At 59.6% G+C, this 20713-nt stretch carries 20 protein-coding genes; 8 read left to right on the top strand and 12 right to left on the bottom strand.

From position 1 onward, the window contains the following. Positions 1-25: 25 nt before the first annotated feature. Complete coding sequence (locus tag AC2FIR_RS02835) at positions 26-1162, top strand: alkane 1-monooxygenase (protein ID WP_496745106.1); 1137 nt, start codon at positions 26-28, stop codon at positions 1160-1162. An 85-nt stretch (positions 1163-1247) separates the two neighbouring features. Here AC2FIR_RS02835 and AC2FIR_RS02830 read toward each other — a convergent pair whose 3' ends face one another. The 4 genes from AC2FIR_RS02830 to AC2FIR_RS02815 all read right to left on the bottom strand — a co-directional run bounded on the left by AC2FIR_RS02830 (position 1248) and on the right by AC2FIR_RS02815 (position 5172). Then, complete coding sequence (locus AC2FIR_RS02830; RefSeq protein WP_496745107.1) at positions 1248-2624, bottom strand: adenylate/guanylate cyclase domain-containing protein; 1377 nt, start codon at positions 2622-2624, stop codon at positions 1248-1250. 147 nt (positions 2625-2771) lie between these two features. Further along, the gene (locus AC2FIR_RS02825; protein ID WP_170614222.1) at positions 2772-3875 is read right to left on the bottom strand and encodes a site-specific DNA-methyltransferase; all 1104 of its coding nucleotides are present in this window, start codon (positions 3873-3875) and stop codon (positions 2772-2774) included. Positions 3876-3980: 105 nt separating this feature from the next. Beyond that, positions 3981-4598, bottom strand: a complete 618-nt coding sequence (gene rnhB, locus AC2FIR_RS02820; RefSeq protein ID WP_496745109.1) for a ribonuclease HII — start codon at positions 4596-4598, stop codon at positions 3981-3983. Positions 4599-4707: 109 nt separating this feature from the next. Further along, positions 4708-5172 (bottom strand): hypothetical protein, encoded by a 465-nt coding sequence (locus tag AC2FIR_RS02815; protein WP_321249627.1) that lies wholly within the window; start codon positions 5170-5172, stop codon positions 4708-4710. Between the two features lie 175 nt (positions 5173-5347). Here AC2FIR_RS02815 and AC2FIR_RS02810 point away from each other — a divergent pair, with 175 nt between their 5' ends. The 4 genes from AC2FIR_RS02810 (at position 5348) to AC2FIR_RS02795 (ending at position 9178) form a co-directional block, all read left to right on the top strand. Then, entirely contained in the window at positions 5348-5635 is a 288-nt protein-coding gene (locus AC2FIR_RS02810) for a hypothetical protein (protein ID WP_496745111.1), read from the top strand. Beyond that, a complete protein-coding gene (locus tag AC2FIR_RS02805) occupies positions 5607-6308 on the top strand; it encodes a winged helix-turn-helix domain-containing protein (RefSeq protein WP_480812978.1) in 702 nt (233 codons plus the stop codon). The genes AC2FIR_RS02810 and AC2FIR_RS02805 overlap by 29 nt, the downstream gene beginning before the upstream one ends. A 105-nt stretch (positions 6309-6413) precedes the next feature. Next, entirely contained in the window at positions 6414-7985 is a 1572-nt protein-coding gene (locus AC2FIR_RS02800) for a DUF427 domain-containing protein (protein WP_496745114.1), read from the top strand. Between the two features lie 194 nt (positions 7986-8179). Further along, positions 8180-9178, top strand: a complete 999-nt coding sequence (locus AC2FIR_RS02795; protein ID WP_170807286.1) for a LacI family DNA-binding transcriptional regulator — start codon at positions 8180-8182, stop codon at positions 9176-9178. On the opposite strand, the gene AC2FIR_RS02790 is transcribed toward AC2FIR_RS02795, so the two are convergent. Then, entirely contained in the window at positions 9179-10312 is a 1134-nt protein-coding gene (locus AC2FIR_RS02790) for a Gfo/Idh/MocA family protein (protein WP_170614215.1), read from the bottom strand. Positions 10313-10349: 37 nt separating this feature from the next. Beyond that, positions 10350-11453 carry a Gfo/Idh/MocA family protein gene (locus AC2FIR_RS02785; RefSeq protein ID WP_170614214.1) on the bottom strand — a complete coding sequence of 368 codons (1104 nt, stop codon included), beginning with the start codon at positions 11451-11453 and terminating at the stop codon, positions 10350-10352. Positions 11454-11565: 112 nt separating this feature from the next. Between AC2FIR_RS02785 and iolC the strand changes: the two genes are divergently transcribed. From iolC to AC2FIR_RS02770, 3 genes are read left to right on the top strand one after another with little or no spacing between them, the layout of a single operon-like run. Further along, positions 11566-12546, top strand: a complete 981-nt coding sequence (gene iolC / locus AC2FIR_RS02780) for a 5-dehydro-2-deoxygluconokinase (RefSeq protein WP_496745116.1) — start codon at positions 11566-11568, stop codon at positions 12544-12546. A gap of 9 nt (positions 12547-12555) precedes the next feature. Further along, complete coding sequence (locus tag AC2FIR_RS02775; protein WP_170614212.1) at positions 12556-13392, top strand: 5-deoxy-glucuronate isomerase; 837 nt, start codon at positions 12556-12558, stop codon at positions 13390-13392. Then, the gene (locus tag AC2FIR_RS02770; RefSeq protein WP_170614211.1) at positions 13389-14228 is read left to right on the top strand and encodes a class II fructose-bisphosphate aldolase; all 840 of its coding nucleotides are present in this window, start codon (positions 13389-13391) and stop codon (positions 14226-14228) included. Before AC2FIR_RS02775 ends, AC2FIR_RS02770 begins: the two co-directional genes overlap by 4 nt. A gap of 3 nt (positions 14229-14231) precedes the next feature. Here AC2FIR_RS02770 and AC2FIR_RS02765 read toward each other — a convergent pair whose 3' ends face one another. Genes AC2FIR_RS02765 through iolD form a run of 6 tightly spaced genes read right to left on the bottom strand, consistent with a single transcriptional unit; the run spans position 14232 to position 20605 of the window. Continuing rightward, positions 14232-15011, bottom strand: coding sequence for a TIM barrel protein (locus tag AC2FIR_RS02765; protein WP_496745118.1), 780 nt, complete (start codon positions 15009-15011; stop codon positions 14232-14234). A 24-nt stretch (positions 15012-15035) separates the two neighbouring features. Beyond that, a complete protein-coding gene (locus AC2FIR_RS02760; RefSeq protein ID WP_496761888.1) occupies positions 15036-15815 on the bottom strand; it encodes an SDR family NAD(P)-dependent oxidoreductase in 780 nt (259 codons plus the stop codon). Further along, a complete protein-coding gene (gene iolB, locus AC2FIR_RS02755; protein ID WP_496745120.1) occupies positions 15791-16597 on the bottom strand; it encodes a 5-deoxy-glucuronate isomerase in 807 nt (268 codons plus the stop codon). Before iolB ends, AC2FIR_RS02760 begins: the two co-directional genes overlap by 25 nt. A gap of 50 nt (positions 16598-16647) precedes the next feature. Beyond that, positions 16648-17829, bottom strand: a complete 1182-nt coding sequence (locus AC2FIR_RS02750) for a phytanoyl-CoA dioxygenase family protein (RefSeq protein WP_496745122.1) — start codon at positions 17827-17829, stop codon at positions 16648-16650. Positions 17830-17876: 47 nt separating this feature from the next. Further along, a complete protein-coding gene (gene iolE, locus AC2FIR_RS02745; protein WP_496745124.1) occupies positions 17877-18776 on the bottom strand; it encodes a myo-inosose-2 dehydratase in 900 nt (299 codons plus the stop codon). Next, positions 18773-20605 carry a 3D-(3,5/4)-trihydroxycyclohexane-1,2-dione acylhydrolase (decyclizing) gene (gene iolD / locus AC2FIR_RS02740; RefSeq protein WP_496761886.1) on the bottom strand — a complete coding sequence of 611 codons (1833 nt, stop codon included), beginning with the start codon at positions 20603-20605 and terminating at the stop codon, positions 18773-18775. The genes iolE and iolD overlap by 4 nt, the downstream gene beginning before the upstream one ends. Positions 20606-20713 lie beyond the last annotated feature (108 nt).

Here is a 20713-nt window from a genome sequence, read left to right as displayed (position 1 = left end):
CGGGCCACACTTGCGGAGCCCGACCATGATCGCACAAGACACCCTGTCACGCTGGCAATCGGCCCTGCCCTTTTGGCTTTCTATCCTTCTGATCCCCGTGATCTGGGTAACGGCCGTTCTGGGCGGCGCATGGGTTCTGCTGGTTCCGTTGTCGACATGGTGGACCTTTGCCCTGCTCGACCGTTTGACGGGGATGGAGCTTGAAAATGGCGACCCGGATACGCCCGATTCCATGCTTGGCTGGTATATCTGGCTGACTAAAATCTGGGTCCCGCTGCAGTTCCTGACATTGTTCGGCCTGATCTGGTACGCCACGCACACGGACCACCTGAGCGTGGCTGCGAAGATCGGCCTTTTCTTCGGCATGGGTGTACTCTCGGGCACAATCGGGATCAATTACAGCCATGAACTGATGCATCAGAAAGGCAGGCTTGAGCGCTGGCTGGGAGACATCCTGCTGTCCATGGTTCTGTATTCCCACTTCCGCTCTGAACATCTGCTGGTGCATCACCGCTACGTGGGCACGCCGCGCGATCCGGTCACGGCGCGTTACAACGAAGGATTTCACCGGTTTTATCCCCGTGTCCTGCGCGAATGTCTTGTCTCGGCGTTCCGTGCGGAAAAGGCCAAACTCGGCCGCAAGGACCGGCCCTGGACCGATCGGTCAAATCCGTTCTGGCGGTATTGGGCCCTGCAAGGAGGGATGCTGCTGCTGGCGGTTGCACTGGGCGGTTGGTCCGGACTGGGCCTGTTCCTGCTGCAGGCCGGAGTCGCGGTCTGGCAGCTTGAACTGGTGAACTACGTGGAACATTACGGTCTGACCCGGAAACATCTGGGCGACGGAAAATACGAACACGTCCACCCGCACCATTCGTGGAACGCGTCGCAAAAGGCATCGAACTGGCTGCTGATCAACCTGCAACGCCATTCGGACCATCATTACAAGCCGAACCGCCGCTTCCCACTTCTGCAACACCATTCCGAGGACACCGCCCCCCAACTGCCACACGGCTATCCGGTCATGACCATTGCCGCGATGATCCCGCCTATCTGGCGGCAAGTGATGAACCCGCGGGTTCGCGCATGGCGGCGTCAATATTACCCCGATATCACGGACTGGGGGCCCTACAACAAGGCGCAGAACCCGATGCCCAAAGCCTGACCGCAGCACGCCTCGGCGTGCTGCCCGGCCCAACGATTTAGATTGCATCTGCGATGCAGGATAAATCGGCGGGAGCGCTTGCTGCTCAAAGTACCCAGACATCCACGGGCGTCTCAACACCGCGCACGGCCTGGTTTTCCCGTTTTGTGAACCCATCCAGAGATGAGAGCTGGTTTTCCTGCTTCGCCTGCCTGAACACTGCGTCACTCAGGACAACCCGCGCGCCCAGGGTTCGGGTCGTCGCCTCAAGTTTCGCCGCCACATTGACTGCGTCTCCGATCACCGCGAATTCCAGCCTGTTGGCCCCAATATCTCCCAACACCACCGAACCATAGTGAACGCCGATCCCCACATGGATCTCGGGCTCACCTGCGCGCCGCCGTTCCAGATTCCATCTATCAATCACACCCACCATGTCGCGGGCGCAGGCCACCGCGTTGCTAGCGTCCAATGATGTGGGCACCGGGGTACCAAACGTGGCCATCAACCCGTCCCCAAGGTACTTGTCCAGCGTTCCGTGATGCCGAAACACCTCGGTCTCCATGCGTGCGTGAAACCCGCGCAGAACCTCGATCACCTCGTAAGGATCACGACCGGCCGCAAACTTGGTGAACCCGACAATGTCGATGAACAGGACAGCGATGTTTTCCTTACGGATTTGCTTGAGCGGTTCGTCATTCTGGCTCAACTCGTCGACCACATTTGGCGAGAAATACCGCGACAGATTGGCCCGCTCGCGCACAAGCCCCGCGTTGCTCAGCAGCAGCCGGTTGAGACGCCGCATGGATACGCCAAGGGTCACTGCGACCATCAGAAAGACAATCACCTCCTGTACGCGCTGCGACACCATGAAGCTGTTGGGATCAAGCAGTTCAGCCACATCCGGATACCCTTTCAGGGCTTCTGCCACCCGCTCGCTGATGCCTGGAATGGGCGCTGCCACCCACCAGGCGATGATCCAGCCGACTGTCCACATGGCCGCCGTCCAGGTGCCCAGCGCAACAACGGTGCGCCAGGAATAGGCAAGCGTACCCGCAGCCAGAATAATGAAGAAATACTGGAAGTTATCGAACCGGTATTGCATGGCCAACGGTCGGACATCGTCGCTGAACGGGTTTGGGATGATCATCCCCAGGGTCATGATCATCAGATCAACAAAGATCAGCAACAGTTCGATTCGCGATTGCCCGACCCGTCCTGCACGCCGGATCAGCCAGCCATTTGCGCAGATTAGCAGCAGAATGAAATGGTAATATAAAACCTCAGGGTGCGGGTTCAGATAGATCAGCAGAACCCCCGTCAATCCCATCGCGATCCACCGCGCGCGTACAGCCAGTTCCAGCCCCTCGCGCTTGTGCTGTTCCATAGCTGCCAGAGTGTACTTGTTGTCCAGATCGTAACTATCTGGTTTCGTGAAGAAAAAACGGTTAAATCGGGATGTGCTGGCCGTGGTGTCCGTCATGGTTGCTGCTCCGTTGTTGCACGGCTGGGAACCGGAATTGTAGCTATCCAAGCATCGTGCGGCGCAAAACAAAAGACCCCGCCGAAAACGGCGGGGCAAGGCTTAGTGCCTTGTGTCAGGCCACAGGCACCGGCGGTATTGGTAAATTCAGTTGTGCATCTCGGCCCGAATCTGCTGGCGCAGCACGTCGATCGGCACTGTCTTGCCGTCGCGCTTGAAGCACCAGTAGGTCCAGCCGTTGCAGGACGGTGCGTTTTCCAGATGTGCACCGACCTGATGAATCGAGCCTTTGACGTTCTGGCCCACCAGCGTTCCGTCCGCACGAACCTTGGCCTTGTGGCGCTGGTTCATCGAATACAGCTCCTCGCCCGGGCGCAGCATCCCACGTTCGACCAGTTGGCCGAACGGCACACGCGGCTCGGCGCGCTTGCTGGCGCTGACCTCCAACGCTTCACGGTCGAATTTGCGCACTTTGGCAATGCGTTTCTCGGCAACCTTGCGATAGCTTTCCTCGCGCTCGATCCCGATGAACTCACGTCCCAGCATCTTGGCGACAGCTCCGGTCGTACCGGTGCCAAAGAACGGGTCCAGAATGACATCACCGGGATTGGTCGAGCCGATCAGAACACGGTGCAGCAGTGATTCCGGCTTTTGCGTCGGGTGTGCCTTGTCACCGTTTTCATCCTTCAGACGCTCGTGCCCGGTGCAGATCGGCAGCACCCAGTCACTGCGCATCTGCACGCCTTCGTTCAGGGCCTTCAGAGCTTCGTAGTTGAACGTGTACTTCGCGCCTTCGCGCTTGGATGCCCAGATCATCGTCTCGTGTGCGTTGGTGAACCGCTTGCCCCGGAAATTCGGCATCGGGTTCGATTTACGCCACACGACGTCATTCAGAATCCAGTACCCGGCATCCTGAAGGGCGGATCCCACGCGGAAGATGTTGTGGTAAGAGCCGATCACCCAGATCGCGCCATTCGGCTTCAGCAGGCGATGCGCCGCCTTCAGCCAGTCACGCGTGAACTGGTCGTAGGCACCAAAACTGGAAAACTGATCCCAGTGATCGTCGACGGCATCTACCTGGCTGTTGTCAGGGCGGTGAAGCTGGCCTTTCAGTTGCAGGTTATATGGCGGGTCTGCAAAGATCAGGTCCACCGACGCCTCAGGCAGACTGTTCATCACATCTATGCAGTCGCCGGATAGAATCGTGTTTATAGGGAGCGCCGCCGCGCCCTTTGTCTTGATTGTGGTCATTTCACTGCCTCGGTTCCACGGCGCTTTTGCGCTCATTTGGTTGAGACAAGGATGAGTCAAAGACGATTCGCCGTCAATTTCTTTTTTGAATCAGCGACTTACGATTTACTCTTGATACAAGATATTGTGGACCGGTTTAAACGAACGTCTATGATGTGGGGTGACACCAAGATTTTGCAGCGCGTCGCGGTGCTGTTTTGTCGGATATCCGGCGTTTGCCTCCCACCCATAGCCGGGATGCTGTTGCGCCAAATCCACCATCACCCAATCGCGCCAGTTTTTCGCGATGATCGAGGCCGCCGCAATCGACAGCGATCGGGCGTCCCCATTGACCACCGCCTGGGACGGCAGTTTCAGCCCGCGCGGAATCATGTTGCCGTCGATCAGCAGAAAATCCGGGGCCGGGTCCAAAGCCTGAACCGCGCGCGTCATGGCCAGATGCGAGGCACGCAATATGTTGAGTTCATCTATTTCCGGCACCGAAGCCTCGCCCAACGCGATTTCGGCCCGTTCGCGCAGCGCAACGTCCAGCGCTTGGCGGCGCTTTGCGGTCAGTTTTTTGGAATCATTCAGACCTTCGGGGATATCATCGGGGTTCAGGATGACCGCAGCGGCAACCACAGGTCCGGCCAGCGGGCCGCGCCCGACTTCGTCAACGCCGGCAACCCTGATATGCCCCCGCGCCAGAAGCGCCTGTTCCAGATCGAAATTCGGTTGTGTCATACGTCCGGCAAAGCGCTTTTCGGCCAATACCGCAAGAAAAAAGAGAGGGCAGCCTGCGCCACCCTCTCCTGCACGGCGCTTCTGTGGCGCCGCTCCTGCTCGAAACCCGTTACTGGTGAACCACACGGTATCCTTGCTGGCGCAGGCATGCGGGTTCGTATGCCCGCTTGACCTTTTTGCCATCCCAGAAACCAACTTCGCACTGGCGGGGCAGGCTATCGGAATATCGGTAATGCTTGCCGAGGCATTTCGGCGTCAGCAGGGGGCGCTTGTTCGAATACGACTTGAAGGTGCGCAGGCACCGCTGCGGCAGGTCATATCGCGCCAGCCGCTGCGGCCGCGGGCGCACCGGGTAGTGATCGACGACAGGGGGTTGGTAGACCGGCGCGTGCTGCCGTGTTGCCTGATCCGCGCGCCTTTCCTTGTTGTAGTAGTGAACACCCGCCCCAATTAGGGCCAGCGCCGCCAATCCGCCCAGCAGATCCCTGGTGTCGGCTGCGCGCGCCTGTGACACGGAAATGCCGGTTATCGTGATGGCGGTCGCAACGATCAGCGCAATGAATTTCCTGTGCATTATGCCTGTCCTTTGTCTTTTTGCGGGCGGCCTGCTCACGGCCGGGAACTTGATGACCAGAACCTGGGGCCGACCATGCCGGACAAGCAATAACGGGCGGTTGTTATCCGATATCAGCGTTGCAAACCCATTGAGATATTGAATTTCCGGCCACCTCATGCGCAGGATGCGGCCTATGAAACAGATCCTCACTTCTCTGGTCTTCATGGCCCTGATATCGCTGGGACCCACTGCGGCGGCGGCCCAGTGTTATGCGGATTACAAGGCCAAACAGGACAACCCCCTGCGGCTGCATTATGGCGTCATGCAGGTTGCAGCCTGCGACAAGGGACAGGCCAAATCCGAGGTCGCCCAACGCCTCGGCGCTTCGGGCTGGACCTTGTTGAACGTCATATCCGTATTCGGACCCGAAGGATTGGATCAAAGGAAGGCAAATGCCGGAAAATTCTTTCTCCGTTTCTGAGGCCCGGCGATCCGGTGCGCGGCTAGTTGGCGCGGGCATTGCCGCGATTGTCCTGATTCTGGTTACGGCAGCCGTCTTCCTGTTCTGGACCCTGCCAGATGCAAACGCCTTCAACGCCCGTGTCGAGCGCCTGTTCATCGAGTCCGATCTGACTTCGCAAACCGAGATTCGCCTGTTGGAGATTCTGGCCCAATCCGGCACGGCATTTGCCGACACGCTGTCCAGCTACCGGATGGTGATCTTTGTCCTTTTGGTCTTTGCCAGCGCGATGCTGATCTCGGCCCTGGTGTTTCTGGTGATGCTCGTGCTGCTGAACCGGCGCATGGCGCAGATCGAACGGACGGGCATTCAGGTGACGTCGCTGCTGATCAGCCGCGAGGAAAACACCGTCTATCTCAACAACATGGATTTCAAACTGACCCCGGCGGCGATGGAAACCCTGTCGGTTCTGGCCGAGTCCCGGCTTGATGACGAGGTTCTGTCCGGCGCTCAGATCGAAGCGATGATTTCGGGCAGGGATGCCGCCGACTGCGACGAGGCCGCCGGTGCCACCCGGATCAAGCGGCTGCGTGATGCATTGGGCAATCAGATGGTCAGCGAATTGCTGGTCAAGAATATTGCCAAAAAGGGCTATATGCTTTCGATCGAAAAAGACGTCATTCAGATGGTCTGATCCGCAAGCATTGCCGCGCACAATTCTGCAAATCATCGTTAACGCCCTTGGAAAACCGGCGGTGAAGGCCCATCCTTTAAAGACCTGCGCCAGCGGAGGTTGATGATGAACATCCACGCCAAACCTGAAACCAAAGGATATGGAATCTCGGTCGAACGGCTGAAGGGGCGGATTGCGATATACCGCGATCAGATCCTTCTGGCGGAAAGCGCAAACGCCAAGGTCATGTATGAAACACGCCTTGCGCCGATGATCTACATACCCCGCGAGGATGTCTGTGTTGATCTGAGCGATGAAACCGAATTGCAGACCTTCTGCCCGTTCAAAGGAACCGCGACCTATCATGATGTGATTCTGGCCGGCGAGCGCCTGGGAAACTCCGTCTGGGCGTATGAGGATGCCCTGCCCGAAAGCGCCGCCATACAAGGTCACATCGGGTTCATGCGCAATGCGTATACCGATCTGGATCTAGGGGAAAACACGCTTCGCGAACCGCAGGATGGCAACATCAGCGGCCCTCTGATCGATTGGCTGATGCGCGGCGCATCAGAGAACGAAACGCCCGAAGCCTTCACCAAGGCCCTTGCAGAAAAGATGCTGGACCATGGTATTCACATTCAGCGCCTCAGCATTCTGGCCTGGTCCCTGCACCCGCTGATCGCGGGAAAACACTACATCTGGGAAAAAGGCGCGGCCGAGATTTCGACCAACGTCCCGACCTATGAAATTCACGATCACCCCGCCTATATCAACAGCCCACTGCGCCACGTCTCAAACGGGCTGGGCGGGGTACGTCAGCGGCTGAACGACGATAATCCCCATAACAGCTTTCCGATCATGGAAGACCTGCGCGCAAAAGGCGCCACCGATTACGTTGCCATGCCGCTGCGCTTTTCGGACGGGCGCACCAATGTACTGACCCTGACCTGCGATCACCCGGATGGGTTCACCACCGAAAACCTTGGGCTGGTCTTTGAATGCTCAGCCGTAATCGCGCGGTTTTACGAGGTGTTCATGCAGCGCGAAAACGCGCAGGTACTGCTGGAAACCTATGTCGGCAAACGCACGGGCGCACGGGTTCTGGGCGGCGAGATCCGACGCGGCGACGGCGATGAAATCGATGCCGCAATCATGTTCTGCGACCTTCGCAATTCGACCAGCCTTGAAGAGAAACTGGGCCGATCAGCCTATATCAACCTGCTCAACGATTTCTTCGAGACGGTTTCGGGGATCGTGCACGAAAACGGTGGCGAGGTTCTGAAATTCATCGGCGATGCGGTTCTTGCGGTGTTTCCGGCAGGCGACGATGCCGCCGCCGCCCGCACCAATGCGCAGCGTTCGGCCATCGGGATCGTGGAAAAACTGGCCACCCTGCGCGGGGAGGGCTCGGATGCGCATTGCGACTGCTCGATCGGGTTGGCCTATGGCCGGGTGACGTATGGCAATGTCGGCTCTCGCGAGCGGCTGGATTTCACCGTCATCGGTCAGGCCGCCAATATAGCGGCCCGGCTTGGTGAATACGGGAAGTCGGCAAACCACAGGATCGTCGTGTCAAAGGACATTGAACCCGCCTGTTCGAACGCCGTTCCCCTGGGAGAGGTCAGGCTGCACAATGTATCGCAGCCCATAATCTCATTTGCTCTCAAAACGGCTGCGGACGCGGTGCTGGACGGCTGACATACGATCAGCTTGAGGGCGCGCCAGACTTATGCGTTTTTTGGGCATGACACGCCGCCTGCTTCAAGGGACTAACGCCATCATCTGCGCCACTGGACCCGCCGCATTGCAACCGATTGCAAGTTTCGTGCAAAGGTGCATAGTGCTACTATGAAATTACTTCCTAGCCTCCCCCCAATCCACAGACACCAATCATGAGTGTCACGCTCAAAGATGTTGCAGCCCTTGCCGGCGTCTCGCGCTCGGCGGTCTCGCGCACGTTTACCGAGGGCGCGTCGGTTTCGGCCAAGACCCGCAGCAAGGTCGAAAAAGCCGCGCAGGAACTGGGGTACAGCCCCAACGCGCTTGCATCCTCTCTGACGACAGGGCGGACCAAGCTGATCGGGCTGATTTCCAACAACTTTCACAACCCGATATTTCTTGAGGTGTTCGACCAGTTCACCCGCGCCCTGCAGGAACGCGGGCTGCGCCCGCTGATTGTCAATCTGACGGACGAAACGGAGCCCGCGAATTCGGTCAGGATGCTGCGGCAGTATTCGGTTGATGCGGTGATTGTCGCTTCGTCCACTCTGCCGCCGAGCTTTGCCAAGGCGTTTCACGATGCAGGCGTCCCCGTTGTGCACACGTTCGGTCGGTCTGCCACCTCGCCCGAAGTCCACGTCGTGGGAATCGACAATGTGGAATGCGGGCGCATGGCCGCGCGCGAGTTGATGGCACGCGGCTACAAGCGTGTCGGATATCTGGGTGGCCCCAAGGATGCGACTTCGGCCATGGACCGGTATCGCGGGTTTATGGAAGAGGTCGAAAAATACACCGACCTTGAAGTGTCGCATTCTTTCGCCGACAACTATTCGTTCGAAGCCGGGCGCGCCGAGATGCTGCGACTCCTGGAAGGGGCTCCGGCCGACGGGTATTTCTGCGGCGATGACATCCTGTCGATCGGGGCGTTGTCCGCACTGTCTGATCACGGGCTGAAACCGGGCATCGATATCGGCATCATCGGTCTGAACGATATGGAAATGTCGCGCTGGGAAAGCGTGAATCTGACGACCATTCACCAGCCGATCAAGCAGATCATCACCTCGTCCGTCGATCTGGTCGAGGAGATGTTGAAGGACCCCGCCCGGTATCCCGAAGCACGTATCTTCCCCTGCCGGGTGATTGAGCGGGGCACGTTGCGGCCCCGCTCATAATCAGCGGAACATCGGCGGACGGGCGTCTTTCCAGACGCCATCTTCTTTCGACGAAGCGACCGCGGCATGAACCGCCGCGATCGAGCGGACGCCGTCCGACGGCGTAGGCAGACCGTCGCGCAGCTCACCCCGGATGGCATCGGCCAGATCGCAATAGATGTTGGCCACAGCCAGTGGGAAACCTTCGGGGTGGGCGATGGCAACGCGTGACAGACGCTGAGTCTCTTCATGCAGACCGCCCTCGCCTTTTTCGATGATCTGGGTTCTGCCGCCCACGGGTGTATAAATCAGCTGGTTGGGCTGTTCCGAGGTCCAGCGCAACCCACCGGTTTCGCCAAAAACCTGAATGTCGAACCCGTGCTGACGCCCGATGGCCACGGACGATGTCCAGAGCCGTCCAACCGTGCCTTTCCGGGTGCGGAAATTGATCATCGCATCGTCTTCAAGCACGCGGCTCGTAATGGTCGAGGCCAGATCGGCCGAGAGCTTTTCGACCTCGTCGTCGCAGATGAAGCTGGCCATGTGCAGGGCGTGAATGCCGCAATCAGCGAACTGGCCCGAAACGCCAGCCATCGCCGGGTCATAACGCCAGCGCACACGGGGGTTGTCGGCATCCGTGGCGTCGCCGTGATGTCCGTGGCTGAAATTGGTCACCACCAGCCGCACATTGCCGATCTCGCCCGCCCGCACCATGGCGCGGGCTTGGCGCACCATAGGATAGGCGGAATAACAATAGTTCACGGCGCAGATCTTGCCCGACGCCTGCGCTATGCGGACGATCTCTTCGCCTTCTTCGACGGTCATGGTCATGGGCTTTTCGCACAGCACGTTGAACCCGGCCTCAAGAAAGGCTTTCGCGATCTCGAAATGCGTCGCATTCGGGGTGGCGATCGTCACCAGATCGATGCGGTCGGGGCGCTCCTTTTCGCCCGCCAGCATGTCCTGCCAGCCGCCATAGGCGCGATCGGCAGCAATGCCCAGTCGCTGCGCATATTCGCGGCCCACATCGGGGCGGTGATCCAGCGCACCTGCCGCAAATTCAAACTGCCCGTCCGCCAAAGCGCCCAGACGGTGCGCGGGTCCGATCTGGCTGCCTTCGCCACCGCCAATCATGCCCCATTTCAGCTTTGCCATGGTTTTTTCTCTCTGTAGAAATTTGGTGTTTTTGCGATCAGAAATCGCGGATCTCTGTCCATTGCCGCTGCTCCGACGATGCCAGTGCAGCCGCCAGCACGCGGTTGACCTCATGCCCGTCGCGGAAAGTTGGCCAGATCGGCTCGCCAGTGTCGATGGCCTGCAGGAAGTCCTTGGCCTCAATGATGATCTGGTCCTGATAACCAGTGCCGTGACCCGGGCCCTGACAAAAGGGTTCATAGTCGGGGTGCGCGGGGCCTGTCAGGATTTTGGTAAATCCGCGATGCGCCTCGGAACCTTCGCGGCGATAGAACCAAAGGGCGTTTTGGTCTTCCTGATCGAACCGAAGCGCGCCCTTGGTGCCCGAAATCTCATATGCGTAGCCCATCTTACGCCCGGTTGAGATGCGGCTGACATAGATATTGCCCATCGCGCCATTTGCGAACCGGCACATGATCTGGGCATGGTCGTCATTGGTGACTTTGCCGCCTGGGCGGTTTTCGTGGACGGTTTCAACCTCGGCCATCACCTCGGCAATCGGTCCCATCAAGGCAAGCGCGCCATTGACCATATGGGGCGCAAGATCGCCAATGGTTCCGTTGGCCATGCCCGTCGTGCGCCACGTGGCCGGAGCGTCGGGATCGGCATAAAAGTCCTCGGTATGTTCGCCCCGGAACCAGGTGACATCACCCAATTCTCCGTCAGCAATCAGTTTCCGTGCAAATTGAGTCGCGGGCGTGCGGACATAGTTGAACCCGACCATGTTCGCGACACCGGCCGCTTCGGCTGCGGCAACCATTGCCTCGCCATCCTCCATCGATGCGCCCAGAGGTTTTTCGCACAGTACCGGCTTGCCCAGGGCAAAGGCCGCCTCGGCAATCTGGCGGTGGGTTTCCTGCGGCGAGGCGATGACCACGGCCTCGACCTCCGGATCGTTGACAAGCGCCCGCCAATCACCGGTCGCGCGCTTGAATCCATAGGCCGTCCGATACCGTTCTGCGCTTTCGAGGCTAGAGGCACAGATCATCTCGAGACGCGGACGCAACGCGGTGTTGAACACCGCGCCCACCGCCGCCATGGCAACGGAATGGGCCTTGCCCATATAGCCGCCACCAACAATTCCAATTCCGATTTCAGGCATCTGTCACGGCTCCGAACATATCATTTGCAACCGGTTGCAAAATCAGTATCGTGTGAATCGATTCAACGCAAGGTCCAAACTTTGCCGACCCCATTTTGCCGGAGGACATGAATTGAGCGCTTTGATAGATGGTATCAAAGGAAACCGGTTTGCCGTTTTCGGGCGCGCAGGCATGGATTTGTTCGCGACCCCGATCGGTGTCAAAAGCGAGGATGCCGATACCTTCCACGCCGATCTGGGTGGCTCGTCCGCCAACATATGTGCCGGTCTGGTCAAGCTGGGCAGCCGGGCATCGCTGGTCACGTCGGTTTCGGACGACGCCGTTGCGCGGTTTTGCCTGAACCGGTTGCGGCACTACGGCGTGGATACATCCTACATCCGCGTGGTCGGCGGTGAATACCGCATGTCCATGGCGATCTATGAAAGCACGACCGAGAACTTCCAGAACGTGATCTATCGCAACGGCGCGGTCGATTTCCAGGTCACGGAAGAGGATGTGGACAAGGTCGACTACGGCGCCTTCTCAGCCGTCCTTTCTGCCGGAACGGTATTTGCTTCGGAACCCTCACGCAGCGCCACGTTCCGCGCCTTCGAGAACGCGCGCAACGCAGGTCTGCCGGTGATTTTCGACATCGACTATCGCCCCTATAGCTGGCCTTCGCCCGAGGTTGCCACCGACGTTCTGTCCCGGGCAGGCGAAGCGAGCGACCTGATCGTGGGCAATGACGAAGAATTCGGGTTCATGGCGGGTGGCATCGACAAGGGGTTTGCCAAGGCCCGTGAACTGGCCGCAAAACCGGGCCGCGTCGTGATTTACAAGATGGGCGAAAAAGGTGCCGTGACCCTTGCTGACGGTCAGGAGATCACGACCGGAATCTACCCTGTCGATGCGATCAAGCCCGTCGGCGCCGGCGACAGTTTCATGGCCGGTCTGCTGGCCTCAATTGCGGCGGGGTATTCGCTGGAAGATGCCGTGATGCGTGGCTCGGCCTGTGCCTCGATTGTGGTGTCGCAACCCGGTTGCGCCCCCGCCATGCCGACGACGCCGGAACTGAACGCTTTTTTGGCCGCGCATCCCGGCCCCACCTCATAGGAGTTTGATATGCATATCGCGCCTTATGACAACCGGAACAACCCGATCGTCGACGCGGACGATCCGACCGTTCCGCTGAACTATTTCAACATCGTCAAGCTGAAGAAGGGCGAGGCGTTCGAATATCAGGTGCCCGGCTATGAGACCTGCATCGTGCCCGCCACCGGCAGTGTCGATGTCGATGTCGAAGGGGTTCAGTTCCCCCGGTTGGGCAACCGGGGCGACGATGTCTGGGACGGCGAGCCGGAAGGTGTCTATGTGCCGGTGGGCGCAAAGGCGCAGATGGTCTGCGTGTCGGACGAGACCGAGGTGTTTGTTGCGGGTGCAAAATACGACAAGGTTCTGGATCCGTTCGATGTGCGCCAGCATGACCTTGTGCAATACGGCAGCGACGACACCAAAACGCACCGCAAGATCAAGCACATCCTCGGCCAGAAACAGCATGACAAGGTTGGTCGCCTGTTGGTCAGCGAGTTGTTCACAGTCGGTCAGGGCGGATGGTCGGGTTTCCCCAGCCACAAACACGACACCAATCGCTTGCCGGACGAATCCCGGCATGACGAGACCTACAATTTCCGTTTCAAACCCAACTGGGGGTCTGGCCTGCAAATGCTGCAGCGCGAGGACAACGAACCCGGCGATGCCTATCATATTGTCGACGGATCCACGATCTGCATCGACAACGGCTATCATCCCTGCTGCGTACTGCCGGGGTATGAGATGTACTATTTCACCATCCTCGGCGGCCTCAGCCAGCGCTCGCTGGTGCAGTATTTCCAGCCGACACATGCCTACCAGATTGAGACGATTCCAGGCATCAAAGACATGATCGCGAAATTCAAATGACCCTTGTTACGCTTTCCGAAGTTCTGAGGCCCGCCTATGAACAGGGCTATGCCGTGGGGGGCCTTGTCACGCTGGGGTGGGAAGACATGCGCGCCTATGTAGCCGCGGCCGAGGCGGAAAACGCGCCGGTGATCCTGCAGGCGGGCCCCAGCTGCCGCGAGCACACGCCGTTGCCGATTCTTGGCAAGATGTTCCGGCATCTGGCCGAAAACGCCTCGGTTCCTGTCGTCGCGCATCTGGACCATGGCTACACGTTCGAGGAATGCAAAATAGCGCAGGACAGCGGCTTTACCTCGTTGATGTTCGATGGGTCGCGCAAGCCACTGCAGCAAAATATCGATGAAACGGCGGCGATTGCCGAAATGGCCCATGCGGCAGGGATTTCCTGCGAGGGCGAGATCGGTTTTGTCGGCTATTCGGGGGGCGAGGGATCAAACGGAACCGATCCGGAAGAAGCTGCAAAATTCGCCCGCGAAAGCGGTGTGGATGCGATGGCGATCTCGGTCGGAAATGTCCATTTGCAGGAAAACAAGGAAGGCGGTCTGGACGAGGACCGCATCGCGCGGATCGACGCGATGACAGACGTGCCATTGGTGATTCATGGCGGCTCCGGTGTGCCGGTGGAACAGCGCAGCCGGCTGGCGCGTGACAGCTCGATCTGCAAATTCAACATCGGAACCGAGCTGCGCATGGCCTTTGGCGCCGCATTGCGCGACGCGGTCAACCGCGACCCCGACCGGTTCGATCGTGTCACCATTTTGAAAGAGACGCACGATCCGGTCGAAGCCGCCGCCCGAACGGTGATCCGCGCATTCGGCGCCCCACTACAGCGATAATCGTCAGACCGTGAATGCCGCTCGGAACGCGGCCAGCGCAGTTTCGGGATCCTCCAGCGCGTAGGCTTCCATGCCCACCGGCCCCCGATACTCAAGATCAAAAAGCGCACGCGCGACCGAGGCGTAGTTGACCTCGCCCGTTCCGGGCTCACATCGGCCGGGATTGTCAGCCACCTGAATCTCACCGATCCAGGGCAGGCATTTGTCGCACCAGCGGATCAGGTCGCCTTCGCCGATTTGCGTGTGATAGAGATCCAGATTGATGCGCAGCTGAGGGCGGTCAACAGACGACACCAGGGCCAGAACGTCTTCGGTCGATCCGAACGGACAACCGGGATGGTCCAGTTGGTTGAGGTTTTCCAGCGTGAAGACCACGCCTTCCTCCTCGGCCAGATCACAAATGCGGTTCAGCGTATCGCGCGCTTTCAGCCACATCTGGCCGGTCACGACATCATGCTGCCAGATTGGTATGCCGCTTTCGCCCAGACCCGTTCCATGCAAATTCAGGCGTTGTACACCCAGCCGCTTGCCGACCTGTGCCGACTCGCGTGCGGTTTTCAGCAGCATCTCGGCGCCTTCTTCGTCGGCCAGTCGTCCTTCGACATAGCCGTCCATGATGGTGAATTCCGCGCCGGTGGCTTCAAGCTTTGCTATGTCCAGATCAGGCCAGCTCCAAAGGCCCACGCCGAACCCCATTTCCTTCAGCCGCGCCGCCCGCCAGTGCAGAGGTTTATCCAGCCAGAGCATCTCGGCGCAGGCCGCAAGTTGAAACGGATGGGACATGCCAGCTCTCCTTGGAAATCGGACTCAGATCGAGCCACCTTCGACCATGAAATTGCCAGCGCTGCACATCGCGGCATCATTAGAGGCCAGAAACAGAACCATGCGGGCCACGTAGACGGGATCGATGGCGTCGGGCAGACATTGCCGGTCAACCTGTTTTGCCAGCGCTTCGGGCGTCACCCACAGGTCTTTCTGCCGGTCTGTCATGATCCAGCCGGGCACAACGGTGTTGACGCGAATCCGGTGGTCTCCAAGCTCGCGCGCCATGGTTCGGGTCAGGCCGTGAACGGCGGATTTTGCCGTGGCGTAGGCGGGGAAACCGGCCCCGGCCTCCCACCAGGAATTCGAGCCGAGATTGATGATTGAGCCGCCGTCTTTTGCAATCATGCCCGGGGCAACAGACTGAATGGCAAAGAACATGTGGCGAAGGTTGATCGCCATACGTTCATCCCAATACTCGGCCGTCACTTCGCGCCAGTCGTGGCGGTCGTCATGGGCGGCATTGTTGACCAGTACATCGGCAGCACCCAATTCGTCGGCCAGTTCTCCGATTGCCGTCTGCAGGGCTTCGATATCGCGCAGATCGCATTGGGCAAAGGCGTGCTCGCCGTCCAGATCGGCCAGCAAGGCGAGCCCGGCATCCGCGTTGATGTCCAGAAACCCTACCTTCGCACCCTGTGCGGCAAAGGCCCGCACGGTTTCGGCCCCGATGCCGCCAGCGCCGCCTGTGACGAAGACGGTTTTGCCTGCAAGGCTGGGGTAACTGGCAAAGCTATCTGTCAACCGTCCCGCTCCATGATCCATTCAACTTCGGGGGCCGGAACAAAGCGCCACTTTCGCAGCGGCCCGGCCATGACATTCAGGTAATACATCTCAAAACCATATGGCGCACCGCAAGGGTGATGTCCGCGCGGGACGGTCACAACATCGCCATCCGAGACGGCCATCGTCTCATCCAGCTGCTCGTCATCGGTATAGACCCTTTGAATGCCAAATCCATTGGCGGGGTTCAGGCGGTGGTAATAGGTTTCCTCAAGATAGGTGATGCGCGGATAGTCATCCTCGTCATGGCGGTGGCTGGGATAGCTGGACCAGTGCCCGTTCGGCGTGAACACTTCAGTTACCAGCAGGCTGTCTGCGTAGTCTTCATTCTCCATCGCGATGTTGTTGATGTAGCGCGTGTTCACACCCTTGCCCCGTTCGGTCAGGGTAATCCCATCGGGACCGATGCGGCGGGCCTGATGTCCGCCCCTGCCCGGGGCCGAGCATACGGCGATGACGCAGTCGGTTTCGGCGACGGCCTCCCACTCGGTTCCGTTCGGCAGGTACAGGCAATGCGGCGGGGTTTTCTCAAAAACACTCATCCTGTCACCCAGAACGCCCCAGTCCTGCTCCGCTCCGCGGATCTGTGCCTTGCCTTCAACCATCACCAGAATGACCTCGCGGTCGCAGGTTGCCTCGGCTGCCCGGTCGCCCGCTTTCAGATGGTAAAGCCCGAAGCCGACGTAGCGCCACCCGGCACTTGCGGGCGTGATATCGTGCACCTTGCCCCGGGTTCCGAACGGCTTTTTCAGAAGGTCTGCCATGTGTTTTCTCCTTATTGGGCGGGCCTTGACGGCCCGCCAGTGTCTTGAATTCAGGCAGCTTGCCTTGTTTGCAGGGCTGCGTAGGCCTCGGACAGTTGCGCTTCGGTCCATCCCTCAGACACAGCCCGGCGCAGGATGTCGGCCTGACTTTCGGGCGCGTTGCCACCGATGGGTGGGTCGGTGTCCAGATTGGTTGGAAACGGATAACCCTCGGCCGTTGCGGCAATAGCTGCATCCAACTCTGCCGTGCTGAGTTCACCGCGTTGTCTCAGTGCAATCAGCGCCGGAAACACAGCCTGAGACATGGAACGCCGGTCAATCGCCTCCATCGCGCGGCCAAAGGCGGATGAAATCTGCAGCAGGTTCGCCATCCGGTGAATATCCGCGCTGCTGTTTTCCCCTGCGGCATGAAACAGGGCCGGGTTGAAGAACACCGCATCCCCTTTTTCCAAAGGCAACTGAATACAGTTTTGTTCGAAATGCGCCCGATGCGCCGCGTCATGAAAGGCCAGATAGCCCGGCGGATAAAGCTGCGAGAACGGCAGCAGCTTGGTCGGGCCGCTTTCGATCGGCATGTCGCAATGGGCAACCGCCCCCTGCAAGGTCAAAGATGCGGTAACCAGATGGGCGTGCGCCGGATAGCGCGCGGCCGTGTCGGCGCTCTGGAACCCCAGATGGTAATCGCGGTGCGCCTGCTGGGCCTTGCCTCCGGGACGTACCTGATTGATCTGGGCCGTGACCTGATAGTTCGGCCCCAACCACGCCTCACAAGCGGCGGAGATGACCGTATTTCCGAAATAAAGCGCAAAGCCTTCAGGGTCACGTAGGCACTGCTTTTGCAGCGCGTTCCAGACCCGGTCATTGGCGCCCGATGCGGCAAAGTGATCGCCCTCACCCGCGCCGCTTTGGCGTTCTTCTGCGATGATCTGATGGAAGACATCGCTGGCCCGGTCGATCACGGACGTGTCCGCGAAGGCACCTTTCAGGGCGATCACGCCCGCGGATTTGTCCAGAACGCGACCCCACTCTGCCAACAGCGCCTGGCGCTGATCCGCTTGTTCCAGCACAGGGCGCAAGGCCTGCATGTCGTAGATTGGAACGTTCTTCTCGACCGACGCGGCATATGGCACCGCGTCGGCGTCGAGATTCTGAGAGGTCAGCACCTTGAATTCATCCAGATCACAGGATTCCCGGTCGAAATAACCGACAAAACCAAGGTCCCGATCTACCATGACGTTCTCCTTTCTCATGGCCAAGGTGTTGCCCAATTGGGCGGATGTTACGCGACGATCTCCAATCCGGCCTGACCACAGACCTCGACGATGTGGTCGTAACCTTTCTTGGAGTATTCATAGGGCGGCGCTTTGGCCGGGTCCTGCTCGGCCTCGACCACGATCCAGCCGTCGTAATCCATCGCTTTCAGCGCATTGGACACGGCCTGAAAGTCGATGCAGCCATCGCCCGGAACCGTGAACGCGCCGGCAATCACCGCATCCAGAAAGCTGCGGTTGTTCTCGTGCACGTCTTGCACGACCGCCGGACGGATGTCTTTGAAATGGACATGGTGCACCCGGTCGCCCCAGCGGCTCAGGGCGGCCAGAACGTCCCCACCGCCAAACAGCAGGTGGCCGGTGTCGAAACATAGCTTTACCTCTGGGCCCGACCCTTCCATCAGCCAGTTCACGTCATCTTCGGTTTCGATGATCGTGCCCATGTGGTGGTGGTAGGCCATCGGCATACCCTGATCCGCCATCCATTTCGCCAGCTCGGTGATCTTGGCGGCATAGGCCAAGACCTCGTCCCTGGACATTTTCGGGCGGTTGTTGACCGGGGTGCCGATCTGACCCTGCACGGTGTTCGAGCATTCGGCATAGACGATGCACGGACTGTTCAGAGCCACGAATTGCTCGACCTGCTCGCGCACGGCCTCACGCTCTGTCGCGAAATCGTTGACCAGCGACGCGCCCGAGCACCAGCCACCGCATAGCGCGATATCATTGCCTTCCAGATAGGCGCGCAGCCCGTCAGTGTCGCCGGGCATCCGCTGGCCGCGTTCGACACCGGTGTAACCGATCTCACGCGACTCCTTCAGCGCCTGCTCCATTGTATAGGCGGCGGTCAGATCCGGCAGGTCATCATTTTGCCAGGCGATCGGAGAGATCCCGATTTTCACGCTCATTTCGTGTTTCTTTCCTTGATGGCGACTTCATAGGCCGCGCGCTTTTCATTCACTTCAGGGCGGATGCTGACCTCGGGAACCGCCACTTCCCACCATGTGCCGCCATATTCGGTCGAGGGGTACGGATCGGTGTCGATCACCACCACATAAGGTCCTGTGACCTCGCCACGTTTGGCAAGCGCATCTTCCAGTTCGGCAATGCTGCTGACCTTGACCGATGTCGCCCCCATCGCCGCCGCATGGGCTGCAAAATCAATGGCCGAGGGGTTCTCATGCACCGCATGATCCAGCAGGTTGTTAAACTCGGCCCCACCCGTACCCATCTGAAGACGGTTGATGCAGCCAAAGCCGCGGTTGTCGGTAATGACCACGGTGAAAGAGACACCCATCATCGCCGCCGTCGCCATTTCCGAGTTCGCCATCATATAGGTGCCGTCGCCTGTAAAGCAGATCACGTCCCGATCGGGCTGGGCCATCTTGATGCCCATCGCCCCCGCGATCTCGTACCCCATGCAGCTAAAGCCGTATTCCATGTGGTAGGCACCGGGGCGCGGCGCTTTCCACAGCTTGTGCAACTCACCCGGCATGGTGCCCGCCGCGCACATGACCACTGTATCGTCATGCGCGGCGCGCTGAACCGCGCCCACCACCTGCATGTCCGTGGGCAGGGCATTGCCGTCGCCGGGCGCGTCTGTCAGTTTGTCGACCTTGCCGAACCATTCCGCCTTCAGCGTGTCAGCTACGGGATCAGCGCGGTAGCCCTGAAGAGCGACGCCCAACTCCTCCAACCCGACACGCGCATCAGATTGCAGTGGCATCGCGCCGTGCTTCTCGGCGTCATAGGCAGCAGTGTTCAGGCACACCATTTCGCGCTCGGGATTCGAGAACAGCCCCCACGAGCCCGTAGTGAAATCCTGCAAACGCGTACCGATGCCCAAGACCAGATCGGCTTCGGCGCAGATATCATTGGCGGGTTGCCCGCCGGTCACACCAATGGGCCCCAGATTCAGCGGATGATCCCAGGCCAGCGCGGATTTGCCCGCCTGCGTCTCGGCAATCGGAATGTTATGCGTTTCAACAAAGCTTTGCAGCGCATCGGTCGCGCCTGAATAGTGCACGCCCCCGCCGGCAACGATAACCGGGCGTTTTGCTGCCCTGATCGCGGCCACGGCGCGGGCCAGTTCGCCCTCGTCCGGGCGGATGCGGCGTTGATACCAGACACGGGGTTCAAAGAAACTTTCGGGGTAGTCGTAGGCCTCGGCCTGCACGTCCTGACAGAAGGCCAGCGTTACCGGCCCGCAATCGGCGGGGTCGGTCATGGTGCGGAAGGCGCGCGGCAGCGCCGTGAGCAGGTGCTCGGGGCGGGAAATACGGTCGAAATAACGGCTGACCGGTTTGAAGCAGTCATTGGCGCTGACGGTACCGTCTCCGAAATCCTCGATCTGCTGCAGAACCGGATCGGGACCGCGCGTGGCGAACACGTCGCCGGGCAGCAGCAGAACCGGCAGCCGGTTCACATGGGCCAGCGCCGCTGCCGTCACCATGTTGGTGGCGCCGGGACCAATTGACGAGGTCACGGCCATGGCACGCGAGCGGCGCATTTGTTTGGAATATGCAATGGCCGCATGCGCCATGGTCTGCTCGTTGTGACCGCGATAGGTTGGCAGGCTGTCCCTTACACCATGCAAGGCCTCGCCCAGACCGGCCACGTTGCCGTGACCGAAAATCGCCCAGACACCGGCGATGAAAGGCTCTCCGCCCTCGTTCATCTGTGCCCCCAGATAGCGCACCAGAGCTTGCGCGGCGGTCAGTCGGATTGTCTTGCTCATCTTGATCCCTTTCAACACATGCCGCTGCGGGCAATCTGTCGGGTTTCGCATTTTTGAAGGTTTCAGGCGCATGAACCGGCCTGATCAGGGTGCGGCCGTCTGGTGCCA

It is taken from the genome of Ruegeria sp. CDSB136 (assembly GCF_059610965.1).
The sequence above is the reverse complement of the archived record's forward strand: the minus strand, read 5'-3'. Positions and strand labels throughout refer to the sequence as shown.